Consider the following 21,798-nt stretch of genomic DNA (forward strand, 5'->3'; position numbering starts at 1 on the left):
ATTGCTGGTGATCGGCCTGATGTCCGGGACGTCGTACGACGCGGTGGACGCGGCGGCGGCCGAGCTGCGGCTGCTGGACGGCACGCTGCTGCTGAAGCCACTGGGGATGGTGAGCACGCCGTACGACGAGGAGTTGCGCGAGGCGCTCGCGGGGGCGCTGCCGCCGGCCGCCGTGCCGCTGGCGCGGGTGTGCCTGCTGGACACCCGGATCGGACAGGCGTTCGCGGCGGCCGCGGTCCGGGCGAACCGTGAACTGTGCAGTGGACGGGCCGAGTTGGTGGTCTCGCACGGGCAGACCGGCTACCACTGGGTGGACGCCGGCCGGGTGCACGGCACCCTGCAGCTCGGGCAGCCGGCGTGGATCGCGGAGGCGACGGGGCTGCCGGTGGTCGCCGACCTGCGGTCGAGGGACGTGGCCGCCGGGGGCCAGGGCGCTCCGCTGGTGAGCCTGGTCGACCTGCTGTGGCTGCGGGGACGGCCGGGGACGCCGGTGGCGCTGAACATCGGCGGGATCGCCAACCTCACCGCGCCCGACGGCACGGCCTTCGACACCGGGCCCGGGTGCGCGCTGCTGGACGCGGCGGTCCGGGAGTTCACCGGCGGGCGTCTGACGTACGACGTGGACGGGGCGCTGGCGGCGCGCGGCCGCCCGCACGGACCGCTGCTCGAAGAGCTGCTGGCGGAGCCGTACTACGCGCTGCCCGCGCCGAAGACGACCGGCAAGGAACTGTTCCACGCCGGGTACTGGCGGGCGCCCGCCGGGATCTGCGCCGAGGACGCGCTGGCGACCCTGACCCTGCTGACGGCGCGGACGGTGGCGGACGCGGTGCGGGGCGCGGCGGCGACGGAGGTGATCGCGTCGGGCGGCGGCACCCGCAACCCGGTGCTGATGCGGATGCTCGGCGACCTCCTGCCGGAGATCCCGGTGCGCGTCTCCGACGAGCTCGGTCTGCCCGCGGCGGCGAAAGAGGCGTACGCCTTCGCGGTCCTCGGCTTCCTCACCGCACACGGCATCGCGGGCACGGTCCCGACCGCCACCGGCGCCCGCCACCCGAGCGTCCTGGGCTCTCTGACCCCCGGCCGGAACGGCCTGCGCCTGCCCCCGCCGGCACCGGGGCCGCCGGTGCGGCTGCGAATCGAATGAAGTGTGCCGGATCCTCTCATCCGACTTTCACCGATGCCTCATACGGTAGGGGGCATGACGCAGGTGACTCCTCCCGGGTGGTACCCCGATCCCGGGCAGACAAGTGACGGTCCGGCCACCGAACGCTGGTGGGACGGCAAGGCCTGGACGGAGCAGACCCGGCCCGCCGGGTCGGCCGCCGACTGGGGTCCCCCGCCGCAGCCGCCGGCCGACGGGGCCCACCCGGCCGACGGGGCCCACCCGGCGTACCCGGCGTACCCGGCCGACGGGGCGTACCCCGCGTACCCGGGTTATCCGGGGTATCCGGCGCCGCCGGCGACCGGTAAGCGCGGGCTGCGTACCGGCGTTGCCGTCGGCATCGCCGTGGCGGTCCTCGCCGCCATCGGGGTGGGCGCGTGGGCGCTCACCGGCGACGGCGGCGACAGCGGCAACCAGCAGGCCTCGCAGCAGGGTTCGGGCGGCCAGGGCGGTCCCGAGGGGCAGAACGGCGGGCAGGGCTTCCCGTTCGGCGGGTCGGGCGGCAGCTCGGGTTCCGGTGGCACCGGCGGGGGCGCGTCGCCGTCGCCTGGCCAGTCCGAGGCGCCGAAGGTCAAGGGCGGCGGCACGGTGTCGGACTCGATCAACGCCATCAGCATCCCGGTGCCGGACGGCTGGACCGGGCAGGCGCTGAGCTACGGCGCCAACGTCAGCTCCGACGACTCCTACAAGTGCCCGGGCGAGACCTCTCAGACCTGCACCGCCGGCGGTGCCTACTCGGCGCCCGCGCTGGTGCTGGGCACCAAGGGGACCACGGCCGAGGCGGTCGCCAAGGCGGACATCTCGGCCAACGCCACGGAGTCGTACGGGGGCAAGACCTACGGCTCGATCACCTCGCACGAGGTGCTCGCCTCCAAGGCGGTCACCGTGGCCGGGCAGAAGGGGTACATGGTCCGCTGGAAGGCGATCACCAGCAAGGGCGCCGACGGCTACGTCGAGTCGCTGGCCTTCCCGTCGCCCGCGAACTCCGCGCAGATCGTGGTGGTCCGGTTCGGCGTCGACGTCGGCCAGAAGGAGTCGATCATCGACACGATCACCAGTGGCATCAAGGTGTCCTCGGGCAGCGGCAGCGGTTCGAACGTCTGACCCGGTCTGACCCGGTCGGTCTGACCCGGCCCGGTCCCGGAGAAGCAGTCGGCCGGGTGGAGCGCCCCTCCGCTCAAAGGGGCACCCCACCCGGCCGGGGGTGCGCGCCGCCCCCGTCCCCACGGTGCGGCGCGAGCAGGTCACCGTCCGGTCATCCCGTGGACGGCGGCCTGGGTCCTAGGTCAGTCCGAGTGCGGGCAGCGCGACCGCCTCCACGAAACGGACGAGATAGTCGGCATCGGCGTACTCGCCGGTGAGCACGGGCCGTACCCGCAGGACGCCGAACATCATGGCGGGCACGTAGTCCAGCGCGGGATGCCCCTCGGGCACCTCGCCGCGCGCGACACCGCGGTACAGGATCTCCTGGAGCGCGGCGATCTCGGGTTCCACGAGCGCCTCGCGCAGCGCCTGCGCCAGTTCCTCGTCCGAGTGCACCGCGTGCCCCAGGGCCGCGAGCAGCTTGGTGTCCTTGCGTGACCAGTCGCCCGCGGTCCGTGCCACCTCGCGCAGGTCCTCGGCGAGGGACCCGGTGTCGATGCCGACGAAGCGCACCTCGCGGTTGGCCCGCAGCGCGGCCGCGACGAACTGCGGCTTGGTCTTCCACTGCCGGTAGAGCGTGGACTTGCTGCAGCGGGTGCTGGCGGCGATCCCCTCCATGGAGACGGAGTCGTAGCCGCACTCGCGGATCTGTTCGAGCACGGCGTCGAAGAACTCCCGCTCACGCTCCGGCGTGATCTTGGAGCGGCGCGAGGCGGCGACCATGTCCGGTCCGTCCGCGGCCTGCGACGTCATGTGCCCTGCTCCTCACTCGTTCATCACGTTCGGATCACTTCCGCCCCGCCCTCCGTTCGGCCGGCGCGGAAACCTACAACCAGTGTGGCCTACGTCTATCGATACGCCACTGTACCGGTACTCGACCGTATCGGTACAGTGGCGTATCGGTACGCTTTCGTATCGAAGAGTTCGGGCCACCGCCCGGGACTCGGCACAGCACCACCGTCAGTGAGGGGGCCTGGGATGAGATCCCAGTCCGAGCCTGCTTCAGCGGAGCCGGGCGCGATAGCCCGGCCGCCGCTCGTCCGTGAGCTCCTGCTCGTCGCAGGGCTCTTCCTCGTCTACAAATTCGGGCGCCAACTGGCCACCGGCCATACGGCCGAGGCCCTGCACAACGCGCACCGGATCTGGGACCTGGAACGGACGCTGCACCTGCCCTCGGAGGACGACGTGCAGTCCGCACTGCTGCACGGCGACACCCTCGTCCACCTGGCCAACACCTACTACGCGACCGTTCATTTCCCGGCCACGCTCGCCTTCCTGGTCTGGCTCTACCTGCGGCGGCCCGCGCACTACGTCTGGGCCCGCCGGGTCCTCGCCCTGGTGACCGCGGCCGCCCTGGTGCTCCCGTTCACGTTCCCGCTGGCGCCGCCCCGGATGCTGGCCGCGACCCGCCTCGTCGACACGGCCCGGGTCTACGGCCCCTCCGTCTACGGCCCGCCCTCCAGCGACCACCTCTCCAACCAGTTCGCGGCGATGCCCTCGCTGCACTTCGGCTGGGCCCTGATGGTGGCGATCGGCCTGATCGTCGCCACCCGCTCACGCTGGCGCTGGCTGTGGCTGCTGCACCCCGCGATCACCCTTCTCGTGATCGTCGGCACCGCCAACCACTACTGGCTGGACGCGATCGTCGCCACCGCGATGCTCGGCGTCGCCCTGGCCCTGATCCACCCGCCGCACCGCACGGCCACGACGGCCGGGCGCGGCACCCGGCACCTCGTCGCCGAGGAGCCCGCACTGGTGGGGGCGGGACGATGAGCGCCGCGGCCCTGATCGCCGTCGCCCTCTCCCTGGTCTCGGCCGTCGCCTACGCGGCCGCCGCCGTCGCCCAGGAGCGCCTCGCCTCCAAGTCCGACGGCGCGGGCCTGCTGCGACTGCTCGGCTCCGGCTCCTGGTGGGCGGCGGTGGGCCTGAACGCCGGCGCCGCCCTCCTGCACGTCGTCGCCCTCAAGTACGGCCCGCTCACCCTCGTCCAGCCGCTGGGCGCGCTCACCCTCGTCGCGGCCGTGCCGATGGGCGCGCGGGTGGCCGGCCGCCGGGTCACCGCGACGGAGTGGCGGGGCACCGCCCTGACCCTGCTCGGCCTCGGCGCCCTCCTGGTCACGGCTTCGGGCCCCGCACCCCATCAGGTGCTGAGCCTCACCGAGGCAGTGACGGTGGCCGGTACGACGGCCGCCCTGATCGGCGTCCTGTCCCGCCCCGGCACCCGCCCGGGCCTGCGCCACGCGACCGCGTCCGGCTTCGCCTCGGGCGTCGCCTCGGCCCTCACCCAGACGGTGACGGTGGCGGCGACGGACCGCTCGGGCCCGGCCCTGAGCGTCGAGGTGATCGTGGTGGCCCTGCTGGTCGCCGCGTTCGCGGTCGGCGGCCTGCTGCTCTCCCAGACGGCCTACCGGGGCGGCCTGGGCGCCCCACTTGCAGTGGTCACCCTGTCCAACCCGATGGCGGCCGCGGTCATCGGCCTGACCCTCCTGGGCCAGGGCCTGCAAGGCGGTGTGTGGGGCGTCCTGCTCGCACTGACGGGCGCGGGCCTGGCCTCATGGGGCGTGGTCCTGCTCACCCGGGTGACACCGCCGACCCCGGTCATCGAACTGGACGACGACGAACACCCGGTGGCAGCAGTCCTGGCCCTGGACCCGACCTTGCTCCCCCGACAAACACCGAAGCCGAAAAAACTCACGGCCCTGTAGCGCGCCCCAAAGGGGCGCGGGGAACTGCGCGACCAGCCACGAACCACCCGCAGCCGCCTGACAACAGTCCCCCACGCCCCCTCAGGCGCATCTCACACCGTGATGATCGCCGGGTCGCTGACCCCGGGCTCGCCGTTCTCCACGTGCCCCGCGAACCGCCGCACAAAGCTCGCGTCCGCCTCGGACGTGACCGTCAGGTCGTACCACCGCTCGCTGTGGTTGAGGTGGACGATGTGCGTCACGGTGGCCCCGGCGCGCACCGTGAACGTACGCCCCCGGCCGCCGTACCCGTCGGCCACCTTCAGCTTCACCGTGCCGCTGCCCCTGTTGGTGAAGGTCAGCTCGATGTCGTCGCCGTGCGGCCGGGCGGTGACCTCGGGTCCCGCCACCTTGCCGGGGCCCTGGAAGGTGCGCAGGAAGCCGTTCGGGCCGTGCACGGTCAGGTCGTACGAGCCGCCCGAGTACACCGAGTTCCAGGTGTCGGAGACGGACTTGCCGGCCTCGGTGGTGTAGCTCCAGGGGCCGTCGGTGCGGTTGTTGGAGGTGACCAGGAAGGCGGCGCCGGCCTGTGCGCCCGACGCGAAGGTGAGCGTGAACTTCCCGGCCGCCGCGTCCAGCGAACCGTCCACCAGCGGGGCGTACTTGAGCGGCCGGGTCGGCCGCGAGCCGCGCTCCTGCTTGGGCAGCGCCGGGTTCGCGGGCGGGGTGGGCACGTAGTCGGGGTGGCGGTTGCCGTCCGGCGGCCGGTAGCCGTCCGTGGACGGCAGCGCGACCGGCTTGGTGTCCTTGCGGGAGAAGTCGAACGCGGCGGTCAGGTCACCGCTGACGGCGCGCCGCCAGGGCGAGATGTTCGGCTCGTGGACGCCGAAGCGGGCCTCCATGAACCGGATGATCGAGGTGTGGTCGAGCGTCTCGGAGCAGACGTAGCCGCCCTTGCTCCACGGGGAGACGACCAGCATCGGGACGCGCTGGCCGAGGCCGTAGGCGCCGGCGGGGTGGCTCGCGTTGCCCGCGAAGAGGTCCAGGGCCGGGTCGACCGTGGACTTGCCCTGCGCCGCGGAGGACGGCGGGAACGGCGGGATCAGGTGGTCGAAGAAGCCGTCGTTCTCGTCGTACGTGACGAACACGGCCGTCTTCGCCCACACCGCGGGGTCGGCGATGAGCGCGTCGAGGACCTGGGAGACGTACCAGGCGCCGTAGTTGGCGGGCCAGTTGGGGTGCTCGGTGAAGGCCTCGGGGGCGACGACCCAGGAGATCTGCGGCAGCTTGCCGGCCTTGACGTCGGCCTTCAGCTGGTCGAAGAAGCCCTCGCCCTTGGTCGCGTCGGTGCCGGTGCGGGCCTTGTCGTACAGCGGGTCGCCGGGCTGGGCGTTCTGGTACTGCGTGAAGTAGAGCAGCGAGTTGTCGCCGTAGTTGCCGCGGTAGGCGTCCTGGATCCAGCCCCAGCCGCCGGCCGCGTCCAGGCCGTCGCCGACGTCCTGGTAGATCTTCCAGGAGACGCCCGCCTTCTCCAGGCGCTCCGGGTAGGTCGTCCAGCTGTAGCCGGCCTCGTCGTTGCCGAGGACCGGGCCGCCGCCCTGGCCGTCGTTGCCCGTGTAACCCGTCCACATGTAGTAGCGGTTCGGGTCGGTGGAGCCCATGAACGAGCAGTGGTAGGCGTCGCAGATCGTGAAGGCGTCGGCGAGCGCGTAGTGGAACGGTATGTCGTCCCGGTTCAGGTACGCCATGGTCGTGGTGCCCTTGGCCGGCACCCACTTGTCGTACTTGCCGGCGTCGACGGCGGTGTGCGTGTCGTTCCAGCCGTGCGGGAGGTCCTGGATGAAGGCGAGGCCCAGGTCGTCGGCGTCCGGGTGGAAGGGCAGGATGTCCTTCGTGCCGTCCGACTGCTTCCACACGGACTTGTTGTTCTGGGTGACCGGACGGGGGTCGCCGAAGCCGCGGACGCCGCTGAGGGTGCCGAAGTAGTGGTCGAACGACCGGTTCTCCTGCATCAGGACGACGATGTGCTCGACGTCCTCGATCGACCCGGTGCGGTGGTTCGCGGGCAGTGCGGCGGCGCGCTGGATGCTGCTGGACAGCGCGGTGAACGCCGTGGTGGCGCCCGCGAGTTGGAGGAATCGGCGCCGATTTACTTCGGGCATGGGTGAGCGACCTCTCATCCTGACGCACGGGTTGGCCGGAACAGGGCGGATTGTGCGCGGTGCGAGTGTTCCAAGGGCATCGAACGTCAGGGAAGGGTCGGGTGTCGCGGATGTGAAAGTCGGCGGTACGTGAGGTAGGTAATCGGTAAGGAGACGGCGCCGGCCGCGGCGGGGGGCGGTGACCGCGGCCGGCCGCCGGGCCTCAGCTGATGAAGGAGCCCGCGGCGCAGGCGCTCTCCGTCACCCACTGGTGGGACAGGATGTTGTCGTTCATGGAGTGACCATCGGTGAAGTGGTCCCGGGTGAGGTCGTCCACGTAGAGCTCGCCCGGCTTCAGGCAGCCGTAGCCGCCCGCGTAGTTGGCGTAGTAGTAGAAGGCGACGACGTCCTTGCCGCCGACGTAACCGCTGTTCATCACGGAGGAGGCGGCGTTGCCGGCGCCGGCCTGGAAACCGCCGGAGTTGTCGTTCCAGTTGACGTCGTTGCCCGCGGTGACGCCGAGCAGGCCGCCCGCGCAGTCCCAGTCCTTCCAGGCGCGCACGTTGCCGTCGCGGCCCGGCCACTGCGCGTTGCAGCCGGCGGAGGCATGGGCGGTCGCCGGCACGGCGAAACCGACGGCCGCGAGGGCCAGCGTGGTGAGGGCGAGGGTCATTTTGCGCATGATGAATCCCGTTCTGCCTCGTCGGAGGCGGGTCGGTGGGGGAGAGGGCCGCGGCGGGCGCCGCGGAGTCATGGGGTCGCGGCAGGTGTCAGGTGCGGGCGGGCACGATCTGCTCGGCGCGCTCCAGCGCCTTGAGGCGCACCTGCCGGTAGGCGTCCAGCCGGGCGCCGTACTCGCCGTCCAGCTGGGCCAGATAGTGGGCCTCGCGGTCCTGGCCCACGGACTTGAGGGAGACCTCGCGGGCACAGGTGGCGTCGGCGACCGCGATCCGGGTCTCGACGGCGAAGCTCCTGGCCTCCTCGGCCCGGGTCTGGACCGCGGGGTGCTCCCGGGTGGACTGCCGGGCCGCGTCCGGGTCCGGGTAGGGGTGGCCGGCCCGCTTCATGCAGCCGGACCACGCGTGCACGGCGGCGGTGAACCGCCGGTCGTGCAGCAGCTTGCCGACGTAGAGCGGGCGCAGGTTGCTCGCCGTGGTGTCGAGCCGGAACCAGGTCTGCGGATCGCCGTACAGCTGCCGCTCCGCCTCGCCGTCGCAGCCGCCGGTCTGCTTGCTGACCTTGCCCCCGCCCGGGACGTCGGTGCGCAGCAGTTCGGCCTGCCGGCCGCCGTCGAGAGCGGTGTCGTACGCGGCCTTCCGGGTGGCGCTGAGGCCCTTGCGGTAGGCGCTGTTGGGGTTGCGCAGCCGGGCGCGGTCCTCCTTCGCCGCGATCCGGCTGCCGTATCCGTAGGTACGGGCCCAGCGCACGTCGTCCTGGACGTAGCCGAGCGGCCTGCTCTCGGCCAGGCTCAGCGGGCGGTCCGTCCAGTAGCGGAACCCTTGGCGGGCCATGCACCGGGCGACCAGACGCTGTTCGGCGTCCGAGACCCGCAGGTCCTCCGCGTAGGTGAGGTCGCGGACCCGGTGCGCGGCGACGGGGGCCGAGCCGTCGCCGGACGCCCGGGAGCAGCCGGTGAGGGCGAGCGCGGCCACGGCGGCGGCGCTCAGTTGCGCGGCCCTTCGGCGGAAGGCGGTGCGCTTCATCGGGTCACTCCCTGGGCGTACGGCGAACGGCTCGGTGCTTACGGGCCGTTGACGCCGCCGGCGGGGCGTTCGTATGACATGCGGCCGCGGGGAATTTCCGGCGCCACGGATTCGCCACGGATTTCGCGGCGGATCCGGGTGCGCGGTCATACGAGGGCCGGACGCCGCCCGTCTCCCGCACAGGGGCCGCTATGACCACCCACAGAAACCAGCCAACTGCGGCAGGAGGGAGAACGGCTCCCGCGGCGCCGACGGGCCAGGGCCCCGTTCGGTACACCGGGCGTCGTGGCGGTTCCGTCCGACCGGTCGGACGGAACGGTTCCGGACACGACGGCCCGGCTGTCGGTCTGCCCGGACGGTGGCCGCCGATATCGTTGTCGCCATTCGCGGGGCGGCGATCGGGGACCGATGTTCGAAGTACGTCTGCTCGGCCCGGTGGAGGTCTGGGAGGGGGGCAGGCGGGCCCCGCTCGGTGGCTCCCGGCCGCTGGCCGTCCTCGCCGCTCTCGTCGTCCATCTGGGCGAGGTGATCTCCACCGAGCGCCTGGTGGACTTCGTCTGGGACGAGGAGGCACCGGCCACCGCGGGCGCCCTGGTCGCCACCCATGTCTCCGCCGTACGCCGGGCCCTGGCCCGGGTCGGCACGGCCGAGGTGATCCGCACCCGGCCCCCGGGCTACGTCGCCGAGCTCGCCGCGGACCGGGTCGACGCCCGCCGCTTCGAGGAACTCCTCGCGGCCGGGCGGTCCCTGGGGCGCACGGAGGAGGCGGCCGACGTGCTCGCCGAGGCGCTGGGGCTGTGGCGGGGCCGGGATGCGCTGGAGGGGCTCGGCCAGTCGTTCGCCCGGATCGAGGCGGCCCGGCTCGCGGAGCTGCGGCTGGTGGCCCAGGAGGAGTCCTTCGGGCTGGCCCTGGAACTGGACCGGGCGGACGGCACCATCGCTCCGCTGCTCGCCCATGTGGCCGCGCATCCCCTGCGGGAGCGGCCGCGCGGCCAGCTGATGACGGCCCTGTTCCGCACCGGCCGGGTCTCCGACGCCCTGCGCGTCTACCAGGAGGGCCGCGCGGTGCTCCGCGACGAACTGGGCATCGACCCGGGACCGGAGCTGCGGGCGGTGCACCAGGCCGTCCTCACCCATGACACCGGCGTGCTGGGAACCGGGCGGGCCACCCGGCCGGTGCCGGCTCCCAGAAGCGGGCGGACGCGCCCCGCACCCTCCCATCTCCCGCCCGACATCGCCGACTTCGTGGGCCGGGCGGAGCAGGTCAAGTGGGCGACCGAGCTGCTGCGGGGCGTCGGCGACACCGGCCGGACCGCGCCGCCGATCGGGGTGATCTCCGGGCGTTCCGGCATCGGCAAGACGGCGCTCGCCGTGCACGTCGGCCATCGCACCGCCGACCTCTTCCCGGACGGCCGGCTGTTCGTGGACCTGCGGGCCGCCGACACCACCCCGCTGGAACCCGCCGACGCGCTGGCCCGGCTGCTGCGGGCGATGGGCGTCGACCCGGACACGCTGCCGTCCGGCGTCGAGGAGCTGACCGGCCTGTACCGCACGCACATCGGGCACCGGCGGACCCTGATCGTCCTGGACAACGCGGCCGGTGAGGCGCACCTGCGGCCGCTGCTCCCGCCGGGCCCCGGTTCGGCGGTGCTGATCACCAGCCGCCGCCGGCTGGTGGCGCTGGAGGGCGCCGCCCATCTGGACCTCGCCGTCCCGGACGAGGCCGAGGCCCTCGACCTGCTGCGCCGGGTGGCCGGGGCGGGGCGGACCGGGGCGGAGCCGGAGCGGGCCGCCGAAATCGTCGCCCTGTGCGGGCGGCTGCCGCTCGCGGTGCGGATCGCCGGTGCCCGCCTGGCGGCCCGCCCGCACTGGGCGCCCGGCCGGCTCGCCGGACGGCTGCGCGACGAGCGCCGCCGGCTCAACGAACTCAGCGCCGGGGACCTGGAGTTGCGCACCAGCCTGGAACTCGGTTACGCCGACCTCGACCCGCAGGAGCGCCGGGCCCTGCGCCGCCTCGCCCTGCTGGACCTCCCCGACTTCGCGGCCTGGATCGCCGCTCCCCTGCTCGGCATAGGGACGGAGGAGGCCGAGGAGGCCGTCGAGCGGCTGGTGGACTGCCACTTCATCGACGTGATCGGCGTGGACGGCACCGGCCTCGCCCGCTACCGCATCCACGACCTCGCCCGCGAACACGCCCGCGAGCGCTGCCTGTCCGAGGAGAGCGCCGAGGACCGCACGGCCGCCGTTCAGCGGCTGGCCGCGAGCTGGCTGGACCTCGCCCGGAAGGCCGCCGCCCGGGGCCCCGGCGGCGCGGCCCGCCACTTCCCCGAACCGGCCGCCGTCCGCCCGCTCGACCCGGAGACCGAGGAGGCGCTGCTCGCCCGGCCCGCGGCCTGGTTCGCCGCCGAGCAGGCCGGGCTGCTGGCCGCCGTGACGCACTTCGCCGACCATGGCATGGCACGCACCGCACGTGATCTCGCCGGGGCGCTGATCGCGAGTTCGGCCGCGCTGTACAACCAGTTCGACGCCTGGTCCCGGGCGCACACGGCGGCCATGGCGGCGGTGCGGCGCGGCGGGGACGTGGAGGGCGAGGCGTGGCTGCTCGCCGGGCTCGGCCAACTCCGTTACGAGCAGGACCGTTTCGAGGACTCGTACAGCTACTTCGCGGACGCGCTGCGGCTGTTCGGGGAGCGGGTGCCGGACGGGTCGGCCGTGGCACTCGCCGGGATGGGCACCGCCCGCCGTGAACAGGCCCGCTACGCGGAGGCGTTGGAGCTCCTGGAGGCGGCGCTGGAGCGGTACGGCGACACGGGCGACGTCGGCGCCCGGGCGGGGGTGCTGTACGGCATCGGCTATGTGCACCTCGAACAGGGGCACGGCCCGCGGGCCCGGGCGGCGCTGTCCGGGGCTCTCGCGCTGTACCGGGCCGCGGCCGACCTGCACGGCGAGGGACTCACCCTGCGCCTGCTGGCCCTGTGCGACCGGGCCGAGGAACGGTACGCCGACGCCGAACGCCTGCTCCGCGACGCGCTGCGACTCTTCACCGGCCTGCACGACACCTTCGGCGTGATGTACACCGAACAGGCCCTGGCCAAGGTGGAGTTGCGCACCGGGCGGACGGCGGAGGCGGGCCGGCGGCTGGCCCGCTGCCTGGCGGTGGCCCGGGAGCGCCAGGACCGGTTCGGCGAGGCGCTGGTGCTGCGCACGCTCGGGGAGCTGCGGCTGGCGGCCGGGGACACCGGCGGGGCCCGGGAGCCGCTGGAGCTGGCGGCGGCCCTCTGGGCGGAGTTGGGACTGCCGCTGTGGCGGGCCCGCACGCTGTGGGATCTGACCGTGGTGTGGTCGGCGGACGGCGAGACGGAACGGGCCCGGACGGCTCGGGCGGAGGCGCTGGAGGTGTTCCGGTCGCTGGGCGGCCGGGAGGCGCGGGAGCGGGCGGGCGACGAGGTGCCGTAGCCGGGTCTCGGGCGCGCGGGGCCTGACTGCGGCTGCAGAAGCCCTGGTGACGCGCTTGCAGGGAAGCTGCAGAGCAATTGCAGGGGGTCCGGGCACGCTGTTCTGCGTGACGGACATCATCACGCTCTCCGACTCCCGGGTCGCCGAGGTCACCGAGCAGGAGTGCGGTGAGCCACTGGTCGACCTGCGGGAGACACCCGGCCTGCGGATCGACCTCCGCCAGGCCGACGCCGACGGCAGCTACGCGCACCTGCGCCTCGGGGTGCTGCGCAGGCTGCTGCAGGCCCAGTCCCTGCTGCCCGCCGGGGTCCGGTTCCTGGTGGTCGAGGGGTTCCGGCCGCCCGACCTGCAGCGCCGCTACTTCGAGCAGTACGCGGCGACCCTGCGCGCGGCCCATCCCGACGCCGGTCCGGACCGGATCCGCGAGCTGGCCAGCGCCTACATCTCCCCGCCGGAGGTGGCCCCGCACGTGAGCGGCGGGGCGGTGGACCTGACCCTGTGCACCGCCGACGGCACCGAGCTGCCGCTGGGCACGGAGGTCAACGCCACCCCGGAGGAGAGCGCGGGCGCCTGCCGTACCGGGGCACCGAACGTCGGCGCCGAGGCGCGCGCCAACCGGGTGTTGATGGGCCGGGCGCTGACCACGGCCGGCTTCGTCAACTACCCCACGGAGTGGTGGCACTGGTCCTACGGCGACCGGTACTGGGCCCTGCTGAGCGGGGCGCCGGCCGCCCGCTACGGACCCGCCGCCACGCCCGTCCGGCCCGCCTGACCGACGGACCGGACACCTCGCCCACACCACCGACGACCAACGGGGGACGACCATGGAAAACCACGGCGGCACGTGTACGCGGGACCCGCGCGACGATGCGGACGACGCCTTCGAGCCCATGAGCCCGGACGAGTTCGACGCCGGCTTCACCGCCGACATGCCCAGACTGCGCAGACGGCTGCTCGCCCTGACCGGCAACCCGTACGACGCCGACGACCTCCTCCAGGAGACGTACCTGCGGCTCTCCCGGCGGGCCCGGGCCAGGAACCTGACGCCCCAGCAGCATCCGTACGCCTACACCTGCACGGTCGCCCTGAACCTGCTGCGCGACTCCTGGCTGCACCCCTCCCGCCGGGAGCGCACCACGGACCGGCTGCCGGAGGCCGGCTGGGACGGCGGCCTCGGCACCTACGAGGCCTCGGCCACCGCCCTCGCGCTGCTGAGCGTGCTCTCGCCGAAGGAGGCGGCCGCGGTGATCCTCGTCGACCTGGAGGGGCTCACCCACGACACAGCCGGGGAACGGCTCGGCGCCCATCGCGGCACCGTCCAGCGCAACCGCATGCGGGCGCTGGCCAAGATGCGCGCGGCGCTGGCCGGTTGAGCTCCGGGTGCCGCGCCCCGACGGGGGTGGGGCGCGGCACCCGGTGGATCCGCCCGACCCCCGCACCCGGCTCCACGTCGACGAAGGATGTACACCTTGAACCTCACCACGCCTGCCAGGACGCTCGCGGCGGTCGCGGCCCTGGCAATGGCCCCGCTGCTCCCCGTCACCGCGCATGCCGCCGCCCAGGACACCTCGTGCGGTGTGCTGGCCTCCGGCGCCTCGGCCACCGCGCAGGCCGCCGTCGAGGCGGCCTGCTCCCAGATCGGCGTCTGGTACAGCTGGGGCGGCGGCCACGGCGCCACCCCGGGTGCCACCTACGGTTACTACGACGGCTCCGACCCGGACAGCCTGCACGACAACGAGCGCAAGGGTTTCGACTGTTCGGGCCTGATGCGGTACGCCTACTACCGGGCCACCGGCCATGACCTGCTCAACGGCACCGCCGACGACCAGTTCCACAGCCCGCAGGCCTCGGCCCGCTTCTCGGCGGGCCAGGGCACCGCTCCCCTGGTCCCCGGTGACCTGATGTTCTGGGGCAGCGGGCACATCCACCACGTCGCCATGTACCTGGGCGCGGGGCAGATGGTCGAGGCGTACGAGTCGGGCACCCACATCCGGGTGACCCCGGTCCGCACGGGCGGCGACTACGCGGGCGCGATCCGCATCAACCCGTCCGGCACGCCGGTGCCGCCGCCGGCGAACGGCGGTACGACGTTCGAGACCTGGGGCACGGGGGTGCACACGCACTCCACGCCGAGCGTGCACGCCTCGGTCGTCGACACCTTCGCCGGTCCCACGCAGGTCTCCGTCCAGTGCCAGGAGCACGCGGAGGAGGTGACCGCCGAGGGCTACACCAACGACATCTGGGCCAAGCTGGCCGACGGCTCCTGGATGACCAACATCTACATCAAGGGCCCGGCCGAGCTGCCCGGCATCCCGGACTGCGGCGGCGACAACCCGCCGCCGCCGAGCGGGGGCAGCACGGCGTTCCAGACCTGGGGCACGGGGGTACGCACGCACAGCGAGCCGAACGTGAACGCCGGTGTCGTGGACTACTTCGCGCAGCCGACGACAGTCAACGTGGTCTGCCAGGCGCACGCGCAGACGGTCACCGCCGAGGGCTACACCAACGACGCCTGGTCCAAGCTGACCAACGGCGCGTGGATGACGAACATCTACCTCAAGGGCCCGGCGTGGCTGCCGGGGGTGGCGACCTGCTGACCTGAGCCGATCGCGGGGTGCCCGACTCGCCGGGCACCCCGTCTTTACGTATAGCTACTCACTTTGTTGGCTATGAAGGGCTGCCCGCTGTTCGAGTCTGCGCAGCGCCAGCTCCCCCCACTGGAGGTTCTCCCGTTCGAAGGACATCCCGCGCAGCAGGGTGAGATACGGGCCGATGCGCTCCGCCTCGGCGAAGTACGCCTCCTCCGAGCGGCCGGCGAGCAGGCGCTGCCGGATCCGTTCGTAGCGGGTCAGTTTGGCGGTGGCCCACTCCATGCGCTCGGCCACGGCGGTGCGGACCGCGTCGAGGTCGCCCGCGTCCGCGCACTGCACCTTGACCAGCAGTTCGTCGCGGACCACGGACGGCCGTGCCGGTGGCTCGGCCGTGTAAGCGCGGACCGCGTCCCGTCCGGCCCGGGTGAGGGAGAACAGCCGTTTGTTGGGGCGGCGTTCCTGCTCGACGACGCGGGCGGTGACCAGCCCCTCGGCCTCCATGCGCTCCAGTTCGCGGTAGAGCTGCTGGGGCGTCGCCGTCCAGAAGTTGGCGACCGTCGCGTCGAATCCCTTGGCGAGGTCGTATCCGGAGGCCTCTCCCTCCAGGAGGGCGGCCATCACCGCGTTCCGCAGAGCCATGCGTGCACGCTAGCATGCGCCTACTCAACTTTTTGAATAGGTGAGGTGGACCCCATGCACCCCGTGCACCCCTTCCGCGAGGCCGTCGAGAACGGCGACATGGACGCCGTGGCCGCCCTGCTGTCCGACGACGTCGTCTTCACCAGCCCGGTCGCGTTCAAGCCGTACCCGGGCAAGCCGATCACTGCCGCGATCCTGCGAGCGGTGTCTCAGGTGTTCGAGGACTTCGCCTACGTACGGGAGATCGCGAACCCGGACGGCCGCGACCACGCCTTCGTGTTCACGGCGACGGTCGCCGGCAAGAAGCTCCAGGGCTGCGACTTCCTGCACTTCGACGAGGACGGGAAGATCGACGAGTTCACGGTGATGGTGCGCCCGTTGTCGGCCGCGCAGGCCCTGTCCGAGGCGATGGGTGCCCGGTTCGAGCAGATCGCCCAGGAGGCCGCCGCCGCCCGCTGACCCCGGCGGGAGCGGCGGGCCCGGCACCCGGGTCGCCCGATCGAGGGACTGGTGGGACCGGGCACCGGCCACAAGACTCGGGCCATGACCGCTTCCCCCGACCGGCCGCAGGCGGCGCTCGCCTGGGACACCCCCGCGGCGGCGGCCGTCTACCGCGACCGTGACATGCGGCTGGCCCGGCAGCTGATCTTCCCCGCCGCTCCGGCCCGGCGCCCCCTATGTCCTCGCGGACCTCAACCCGGGCGCGGTGGGGGAACAGTTCGCCACGCTGCGGTACGGCGAGCCCGGCGCCTCCTACGCCGAGGGGGCACCCGTGCCCACCGAGCTGCGCAGGCTCGACGGCGGCTGCGTCACGACCGTCTGCCACTACCGCTCGCTGTCCGCCTACACCGCCCTGCTCACCGGGGCCGGTTTCGGCGCGCCCGCCACCGACACCCCCGCCGTGACCGGGCCCGACCGGGCCACCGGGCCGGGCCGGGCTCCGTACATGCTGCTCAGCACAGCCCGTCCCGGGGCAGGCCGGTGAGCGCGTCGCGCAGCCCGGCGCGGGAGGAGACGCCGAGTTTCGGGAAGGCGCTGCTCAGGTGCGCGGCCACCGTGCGGGGCGAGAGGTAGAGCCGGGCGGCGATCTGCTTGTTGGTCAGCCCGGTCGCGGCCAGCTCGGCCATCTGCAGTTCCTGCGGGGTGAGCAATGCCGGGCGGTCCGCACCGGACGCCGTGCCGGGGACGGCGATACCGCTCGCCCGCAGTTCGTTCGCGGCCCGTACGGCCCAGGGTGCGGCGCCCAGGCGCTGGAAGATGGTGAGCGCGGCGTCGAGATGGACCCGGGCCGCCCGTCCGGCCTTGGCCCTGCGCAGCCGTTCGCCGTAGAGCAGGCGGATCCGTGCCCATTCGAAGGGCCAGCGCTGGGCGTCCGGGGTGGCGATGGCGCTCTCGAACAGGTCGTGGGCGACGACGTCCGGGGTGGCGGCGGCGCGGGCGGCGGCGGTCAGCATCGCCAGGCGGGGCGAGAGGGCGGGGATCTGGGTCTCGTCGACCGCGGCCACATGGGCGGCGGCCTCCGCGTGGCGGCCGGTGCGGGCCGCGGTCTCGGCGAAGTCCAGGAAGAACCAGAGGGCATGGGGCTGGTACGGCGGCAGCTCGCCCGGGGTGACGACCGTCGCCAGGTGCCGGTACGCGCCCTCGAAGTCGGCGCTGCCGAGCGCGCACATCGCCCTGATGTGGGCGGCGTACAGGCCCAGCGTGTCCAGTCTTCGCGGGGCGCCCCAGGACACGAGGCGGTCGGCGACGGTCAGCGCGGTGCGGGTGTCGCCCTGGGCGGCGGCCAGCACGCCTCGCAGGTACCGGCAGGGCTGCGCCGTGAGCCGGTAGCTGTGCCGGTCGCACCAGCGCAGCCCTTCCTCGGTCAGCTCCGGTATGTCGTCCCACTGTCCGGAGAAGTAGGCGTCGTTGGCCAGCATGAAGCTCGCCTCGATCGCGGCGGCGACGGCTCCCCCGTCGCGGCCGCTGTCGACGACCCGGCGCAGGGCGCCGCGGCAGCCGGGCAGGCGGTCGACGAAGGCGGCGGCGGCAGCAACCCCGATGACCCGTCTGAGGTCGGTCTCGCCGTCCAGGTCCGCGACGAGGCCGTCGAGCGTGTCCAGCACGGGCAGTGCCGAGTGCACGGGATCACCGAGGGCGCCGCGGAGCACCGGCAGCAGCGGCTCGGAGCCCGCCGACGGAGTCTCGCGCACCGCGTCGTCGAAGGTCCGCCACAGCTCCGGCCGGCCGCTGTAGAAGCACACCCGGATCAGGGTGAGCACCGCTTCGTGCAGGACGTCGGTGCTGAACCGGTTCTGCGGATTCCTGCCGCCGATCGCGCCGACGAGGAGTTTGTGGGCGGTGTCGGCATCACCCTCTCCGTTGACGAGCTGACTGGCCGCGGCGGTCGCGGCGGCCAGGGAGCCGGGGTCCGTGGGATCGGCGAGCGCGGCGTCGGCCAGCAGGGCGCGTACGTTGCGCAGGTCGCCGGTGATGTTGGCGCCCAGGCAGGCCGCCTCGGTCAGCATCCTGGCCTTCGCCGCCCCGTCGAGGCTCAGCTCGGAGGCGCGCAGCAGGGTGGTGATGGCGCCGACGGCGTCACCGCGGCCCAGGGTGCGGTGGGCGACCTCGTACAGGAGACCGGCCACCGCGTCGTCCGGGCCGATCGTGGCGTCGGCCAGGTGCCGGGCCCGGTGTTCGGATCCTTCCGGGAACTCGCGGGCCAGGGCCAGGTGCCCGCGTCGGCGTTCGGCGCTCGTCGACAGCTCCAGGACCGCGGACCGGGTCAGCGGATGCCGGAAGACGAGACGTCCCGACGCGGCGTCCACCCGCACCAGGCCCGCCTTCTCGGCGGGGGCGAGTGCGGCCGGGGCGTCGCCGCCCCCGGCCCGTCGCAGGATGCCCAGGTCGCCGGAGCCGTCGAGGACGGCGAGCAGCAGCAGTTCGCGCGCCGGTTCCGGCAGGGCGCCGACCCGGACGCCGTAGATCTTCTGCAGCCGGTCGGTCAGGGGCAGCGCGGCCGGCAGCGGCCCGCCTTCGGTCAGCTGGGCCTCGTCGAGGGTGGCCGGCAGTTCGAGCAGGGCGAGCGGGTTGCCGGCGGCCTCGGTGACCAGTCGGCGGCGGACCCTCGGCGTCATGGCCGGGAACCGCTCCGCCACCAGCCGGTGCGCGGACTCCGCGTCCAGCGGCCGGACCTCGTGGGTGGGCAGGCCGGTGCCGCTCAGGTAGGACTCGTCACCGGTCCGGGAGGCGGCCAGCAGGGCCAGCGGGCTGGTGCGGATGTGGCGGGCGAGGTTCGCCAGGACGGCCGCGCTGGGACGGTCGAGCCAGGTCACCTGGTCGACGACCAGCGCGACGGGCCCGGTCCCGGCCGCGGTCCGGGACAGCAGGGTGCGGACGGCACCGGCGACCGCGAGGAGCTCGGCCGGCTGCTCGTCGGACAGGCCGAGGGCCGCCCGGAGCGTCTTCGCCTGGCGTGCGGGCAGTGCGGACATCTCGTCCGTCAGCGGCTGGAGCATCTGGTGCAGGGCCGAGAAGCTGACGCTCTCCTCGAAGGGCGAGCCCACCACCCTGACGACCCGGAAGCCCCGCTCGCCGGCCCGCCCCGCCGCGGCGTCCAGCAGGGCGCTCTTGCCCACGCCCGCGTCCCCGGTCAGCATCAGCGCGGCACCCCGGGTGGCGGCGGAGGCGAGGAACCCGTCGAGGACGGCCAGTTCCGCCGACCGCCCGACCAGGCGGACACCCGGACCCGTACCGGTCCCGGCAGCGAGCTGCGCGGCGCCTTCTCCGGCCGGAGTAGCGAGGGGGGTCATGGAGCTTCCCGTCGTGTCGATTCGGTTCGGGGCGGCGGCCCGACGCCGGTCGGACCGCGGGTTTTCGACGAGGGATTCAGCAGTGAATTCGGCCAGGGATGCGACGCGGGAGGAGTGCGAGGCGGCTGCTTCGCACGGCCGCGGCTCAGGTCGGCGGAGTCGCCGCCGCGCCCGCGACCGTGATGTCGGCGATCCGCTCCAGGTAACGGCTGTCGACGGGCTGACGGGTCAGGAGCAGCCTGAAGTGGATCGGCGAGACGAACAGTTCCAGCAGCGTGCGGCTGTCGACGTGGGCGGGGAGTTCGCCCCGGGCCCTGGCGCGTTCCATCATGACCTCGGCCCCGGTGAGACGGTTCTCCCAGAACTCGTGCCGGGTCCGGGCGGTGTCGGCGTCGTCCTCGTGGGCGGCGAAGCCCCGGACCAGTGCCGAACCCAGCGGAGAGGTTCCGTGGCCGACGATCTTCTGCCCCAGGGCGACCAGGTCCCCGCGCAGTGAACCCGTGTCGGGGATGGCGAGCCGTTCGGCGCTGAACTCGATCATCGAGTCGAGGACGAGCCGTTCACGGGTCTTCCAGCGCCGGTAGATCGAGGTCTCGTGGACCCCGGCGCGCGCGGCCACCTCCGCGATGCTCAGTTTCTCGGGGCCCGACTCCGCGAGCAGCTCGACGGTGGCCGCCGTGACGGCGGAGCGGACCTTGGCGCTGCGGCCGCCGGTACGCCGGCGCACCGGGTCGGTAGTCATGCCGGACACCTTAACGCAAGAGTTTTGCGTTTGCTTCCTACCGGATTCCGGCCCTGCCCGACGCCGGGCCGCACGCACCGGACCGCCCCCTCGGAGAATGTCCTCGATCGGCGCCCCGATCTCCCACGTCATCGACGGCCCGATCAACGGCGACTCCGCGCCGACGCCCGCGGGGTGGACGTGGAGCACGGATCCGCGCCGGTCCAGCTCGGCGAAGACCGGCTCGAACGCCGGGTCGGCCACCCTTCTCCCGCCGTCATCCCTTGCCTCCGCTGAAGTTCCGCCACTGGGGCCCGATCTGCCGCCACTCCGCGTCCCATTCGGCGAGACGGCGCCGTATCAGCTGCCGCCGGACCACCCATCCACCGCCCCACACCACGGTGGCGACGAGCGGGGCCACGAGGACGGCGGTCGCCAGGGATTCGCAGGCGACCTCGGCCCCGCTCGGCGGCGGGCCGACCAGCTGTTCACCGTGGTTCACCCACACCTGCAGCCGGCTGCCCGCCTTGGCCGTGGGCAGGGCCTTGGCCAGGCCGGTGCGGGTGGAGCCGTCCGCGGCCGTCCAGCGCACGGTGACCCACGACTTCCCCACGTCGTAGCCGGCGAGGACGGGTGAGCCTCCCCCAGCGGGGGTACCCCCCACCGCGTTCTCGGTCAGCCGGGCCGAAACCGGGTGGGTGGCGGCACGCCGGTCGGCGAAGCTCCGGTGCACGGCCGCGCCGGCCGCCCCTCCGGCGAACAGCCCGCCGAGGAGAGCCACGGTCCAGACGGCGAGCACGATCCAGGCCTCCACGACATCGCTGTGGCGCCGCAGCGGATTGCGCCGCCAGCGCCAGAGCGCTCTCCTGGTCACGCGTACGCGACGCGTCCTGGTCATGGTCCGGCACCTCCTTCCGGGGTCCGAGGTCCGACGTCCGGGGCGTAGCGCCGCGGGCGGCCGGGCTCAGGCCGGTGGGACGGGCTGCGGGTCGGGAAGATCGGGGTCCAGGTCCGGGCGGCGGGGCGGACCCGCGAGCGCGCAGTCCACGGCGACCACGCCGTCGACGCCCCGCACCCACCCGGTGGCCACCGGCACCAGTGCGGTGTCCGGAACGCGGCCGGTGAGGGTGACAACACCGTCGCGGACCCGCACGCGCACCGGTTCGGCCGAGTCGGGAAAGAGGTGCGGGACGATCTCGCGCCGGATCTCCTCGGCGATCTCCTCGTCGTCCCGCAGGAACACCTTCAGCAGGTCGGCCCGGCTCACGACGCCCCGCAACAGGCCGTCCGCGTCGACCACCGGAAGCCGTTTGACGCCGTGCCGGGCCATCGTGCGCGCGGCCTCGGGCAGCGTGGCCCCGGGGTGGACGGTGATCGCCGGGACGGTCATCAGCTCCTCGGCGGTGACCGCCGTCGCCTTGGTACGGTCCGACTCCGGCCGACGGCCGGCCGCGTCGGCGCGGGCCTGTTCCTTGCGCAGCAGGTCGGCCTCCGAGACGACACCGACGACGCGGCCGTCGTCGTCGAGGACGGGGGCCGCGCTCACCTGCCACTGCTGCATGGCCTTCACGATGTCCTTGAAGGCCGCGCCGTGGCGCAGGGCGAGGACGGTGTGGGTCATCACGTCGCTCACGACGTGTGGAGTGCCGGTCATGGCGACCTCCAGGGTTCGGTTGCCGTGGTCCGACGCCCTCAGGATCGTTCATCCGTGCCCTGCGGGCATGGGCCGAACGGTCCCGTTCCCGGTCCCGGCCCTCCCGGGACCGG

General features: G+C 73.5%; 19 protein-coding genes. 10 read left to right on the forward strand and 9 right to left on the reverse strand.

Going from position 1 to position 21,798, the window contains the following annotated elements:
- Position 1 precedes the first annotated feature (1 nt).
- Both KVT45_RS31385 and KVT45_RS31390 read left to right on the forward strand, forming a co-directional pair.
- Complete coding sequence (locus KVT45_RS31385) at positions 2-1,144, forward strand: anhydro-N-acetylmuramic acid kinase (protein ID WP_217552510.1); 1,143 nt, start codon at positions 2-4, stop codon at positions 1,142-1,144.
- Between the two features lie 54 nt (positions 1,145-1,198).
- Positions 1,199-2,266, forward strand: a complete 1,068-nt coding sequence (locus KVT45_RS31390; RefSeq protein WP_217552511.1) for a DUF2510 domain-containing protein — start codon at positions 1,199-1,201, stop codon at positions 2,264-2,266.
- 177 nt (positions 2,267-2,443) lie between these two features.
- Here KVT45_RS31390 and KVT45_RS31395 read toward each other — a convergent pair whose 3' ends face one another.
- Positions 2,444-3,058, reverse strand: coding sequence for a TetR/AcrR family transcriptional regulator (locus tag KVT45_RS31395; protein WP_217552512.1), 615 nt, complete (start codon positions 3,056-3,058; stop codon positions 2,444-2,446).
- Between the two features lie 225 nt (positions 3,059-3,283).
- Between KVT45_RS31395 and KVT45_RS31400 the strand changes: the two genes are divergently transcribed.
- Positions 3,284-4,078 (forward strand): phosphatase PAP2 family protein, encoded by a 795-nt coding sequence (locus KVT45_RS31400; RefSeq protein WP_217552513.1) that lies wholly within the window; start codon positions 3,284-3,286, stop codon positions 4,076-4,078.
- Entirely contained in the window at positions 4,075-5,010 is a 936-nt protein-coding gene (locus tag KVT45_RS31405) for a hypothetical protein (protein ID WP_217552514.1), read from the forward strand. Before KVT45_RS31400 ends, KVT45_RS31405 begins: the two co-directional genes overlap by 4 nt.
- Positions 5,011-5,102: 92 nt before the next feature.
- Here the strand turns inward: KVT45_RS31405 and KVT45_RS31410 are convergent, their stop codons facing one another.
- The 3 genes from KVT45_RS31410 to KVT45_RS57780 form a co-directional block, all read right to left on the reverse strand.
- Entirely contained in the window at positions 5,103-7,151 is a 2,049-nt protein-coding gene (locus KVT45_RS31410) for a phosphocholine-specific phospholipase C (RefSeq protein WP_217552515.1), read from the reverse strand.
- Between the two features lie 202 nt (positions 7,152-7,353).
- On the reverse strand, positions 7,354-7,812 hold the full coding sequence (locus KVT45_RS31415; RefSeq protein WP_217552516.1) for a hypothetical protein: 459 nt from the start codon (positions 7,810-7,812) through the stop codon (positions 7,354-7,356).
- An 88-nt stretch (positions 7,813-7,900) separates the two neighbouring features.
- Entirely contained in the window at positions 7,901-8,833 is a 933-nt protein-coding gene (locus KVT45_RS57780; RefSeq protein WP_302832582.1) for a hypothetical protein, read from the reverse strand.
- A gap of 408 nt (positions 8,834-9,241) precedes the next feature.
- Here KVT45_RS57780 and KVT45_RS31425 point away from each other — a divergent pair, with 408 nt between their 5' ends.
- From KVT45_RS31425 to KVT45_RS31440, 4 genes are all read left to right on the forward strand, one after another.
- On the forward strand, positions 9,242-12,289 hold the full coding sequence (locus KVT45_RS31425) for a BTAD domain-containing putative transcriptional regulator (protein ID WP_217552517.1): 3,048 nt from the start codon (positions 9,242-9,244) through the stop codon (positions 12,287-12,289).
- 106 nt (positions 12,290-12,395) lie between these two features.
- On the forward strand, positions 12,396-13,061 hold the full coding sequence (locus KVT45_RS31430; protein ID WP_217552518.1) for a M15 family metallopeptidase: 666 nt from the start codon (positions 12,396-12,398) through the stop codon (positions 13,059-13,061).
- A 118-nt stretch (positions 13,062-13,179) separates the two neighbouring features.
- Positions 13,180-13,662, forward strand: a complete 483-nt coding sequence (locus KVT45_RS31435; RefSeq protein ID WP_217552570.1) for an RNA polymerase sigma factor — start codon at positions 13,180-13,182, stop codon at positions 13,660-13,662.
- 147 nt (positions 13,663-13,809) lie between these two features.
- A complete protein-coding gene (locus tag KVT45_RS31440; protein WP_254647633.1) occupies positions 13,810-14,886 on the forward strand; it encodes a C40 family peptidase in 1,077 nt (358 codons plus the stop codon).
- Positions 14,887-14,940: 54 nt separating this feature from the next.
- Here KVT45_RS31440 and KVT45_RS31445 read toward each other — a convergent pair whose 3' ends face one another.
- Positions 14,941-15,519: a PadR family transcriptional regulator gene (locus KVT45_RS31445; RefSeq protein ID WP_217552520.1), complete on the reverse strand. Its 579-nt coding sequence runs from the start codon at positions 15,517-15,519 to the stop codon at positions 14,941-14,943.
- A 63-nt stretch (positions 15,520-15,582) separates the two neighbouring features.
- Here KVT45_RS31445 and KVT45_RS31450 point away from each other — a divergent pair, with 63 nt between their 5' ends.
- Together KVT45_RS31450 and KVT45_RS31455 are read left to right on the forward strand one after the other, a co-directional pair.
- Entirely contained in the window at positions 15,583-15,978 is a 396-nt protein-coding gene (locus KVT45_RS31450; RefSeq protein ID WP_217552571.1) for a nuclear transport factor 2 family protein, read from the forward strand.
- 247 nt (positions 15,979-16,225) lie between these two features.
- Positions 16,226-16,504, forward strand: a complete 279-nt coding sequence (locus KVT45_RS31455; protein WP_217552521.1) for a hypothetical protein — start codon at positions 16,226-16,228, stop codon at positions 16,502-16,504.
- Here KVT45_RS31455 and KVT45_RS31460 read toward each other — a convergent pair.
- From KVT45_RS31460 to KVT45_RS31475, 4 genes are all read right to left on the reverse strand, one after another.
- Positions 16,473-19,310 (reverse strand): AAA family ATPase, encoded by a 2,838-nt coding sequence (locus KVT45_RS31460; protein WP_217552522.1) that lies wholly within the window; start codon positions 19,308-19,310, stop codon positions 16,473-16,475. The two genes, KVT45_RS31455 and KVT45_RS31460, sit on opposite strands and share 32 nt — an antisense overlap.
- Positions 19,311-19,455: 145 nt before the next feature.
- Positions 19,456-20,052, reverse strand: a complete 597-nt coding sequence (locus tag KVT45_RS31465; RefSeq protein WP_217552523.1) for a TetR/AcrR family transcriptional regulator — start codon at positions 20,050-20,052, stop codon at positions 19,456-19,458.
- 256 nt (positions 20,053-20,308) lie between these two features.
- Positions 20,309-20,929 (reverse strand): hypothetical protein, encoded by a 621-nt coding sequence (locus tag KVT45_RS31470; protein ID WP_217552524.1) that lies wholly within the window; start codon positions 20,927-20,929, stop codon positions 20,309-20,311.
- Positions 20,930-20,995: 66 nt separating this feature from the next.
- Positions 20,996-21,685 carry a CBS domain-containing protein gene (locus KVT45_RS31475; protein ID WP_217552525.1) on the reverse strand — a complete coding sequence of 230 codons (690 nt, stop codon included), beginning with the start codon at positions 21,683-21,685 and terminating at the stop codon, positions 20,996-20,998.
- Positions 21,686-21,798: the final 113 nt, after the last annotated feature.

Origin of the sequence: Streptomyces sp. GbtcB6 (assembly GCF_019091475.1) — a bacterium.
GTDB lineage: Bacteria > Actinomycetota > Actinomycetes > Streptomycetales > Streptomycetaceae > Streptomyces > Streptomyces hyaluromycini.

What these genes read in the sequence shown, in the direction of transcription:
- KVT45_RS31390 (WP_217552511.1), top strand. Translation starts at nt 1,199, where the DNA reads ATGACGCAGGTGACTCCTCCCGGGTGGTACCCCGATCCCGGGCAGACA.
- KVT45_RS31395 (WP_217552512.1), bottom strand. Translation starts at nt 3,058, where the DNA reads ATGACGTCGCAGGCCGCGGACGGACCGGACATGGTCGCCGCCTCGCGC.
- KVT45_RS31400 (WP_217552513.1), top strand. Translation starts at nt 3,284, where the DNA reads ATGAGATCCCAGTCCGAGCCTGCTTCAGCGGAGCCGGGCGCGATAGCC.
- KVT45_RS31405 (WP_217552514.1), top strand. Translation starts at nt 4,075, where the DNA reads ATGAGCGCCGCGGCCCTGATCGCCGTCGCCCTCTCCCTGGTCTCGGCC.
- KVT45_RS31410 (WP_217552515.1), bottom strand. Translation starts at nt 7,151, where the DNA reads ATGCCCGAAGTAAATCGGCGCCGATTCCTCCAACTCGCGGGCGCCACC.
- KVT45_RS31415 (WP_217552516.1), bottom strand. Translation starts at nt 7,812, where the DNA reads ATGCGCAAAATGACCCTCGCCCTCACCACGCTGGCCCTCGCGGCCGTC.
- KVT45_RS57780 (WP_302832582.1), bottom strand. Translation starts at nt 8,833, where the DNA reads ATGAAGCGCACCGCCTTCCGCCGAAGGGCCGCGCAACTGAGCGCCGCC.
- KVT45_RS31425 (WP_217552517.1), top strand. Translation starts at nt 9,242, where the DNA reads ATGTTCGAAGTACGTCTGCTCGGCCCGGTGGAGGTCTGGGAGGGGGGC.
- KVT45_RS31435 (WP_217552570.1), top strand. Translation starts at nt 13,180, where the DNA reads ATGAGCCCGGACGAGTTCGACGCCGGCTTCACCGCCGACATGCCCAGA.
- KVT45_RS31440 (WP_254647633.1), top strand. Translation starts at nt 13,810, where the DNA reads ATGGCCCCGCTGCTCCCCGTCACCGCGCATGCCGCCGCCCAGGACACC.
- KVT45_RS31445 (WP_217552520.1), bottom strand. Translation starts at nt 15,519, where the DNA reads ATGGCTCTGCGGAACGCGGTGATGGCCGCCCTCCTGGAGGGAGAGGCC.
- KVT45_RS31460 (WP_217552522.1), bottom strand. Translation starts at nt 19,310, where the DNA reads ATGACCCCCCTCGCTACTCCGGCCGGAGAAGGCGCCGCGCAGCTCGCT.
- KVT45_RS31465 (WP_217552523.1), bottom strand. Translation starts at nt 20,052, where the DNA reads ATGACTACCGACCCGGTGCGCCGGCGTACCGGCGGCCGCAGCGCCAAG.
- KVT45_RS31470 (WP_217552524.1), bottom strand. Translation starts at nt 20,929, where the DNA reads ATGACCAGGACGCGTCGCGTACGCGTGACCAGGAGAGCGCTCTGGCGC.
- KVT45_RS31475 (WP_217552525.1), bottom strand. Translation starts at nt 21,685, where the DNA reads ATGACCGGCACTCCACACGTCGTGAGCGACGTGATGACCCACACCGTC.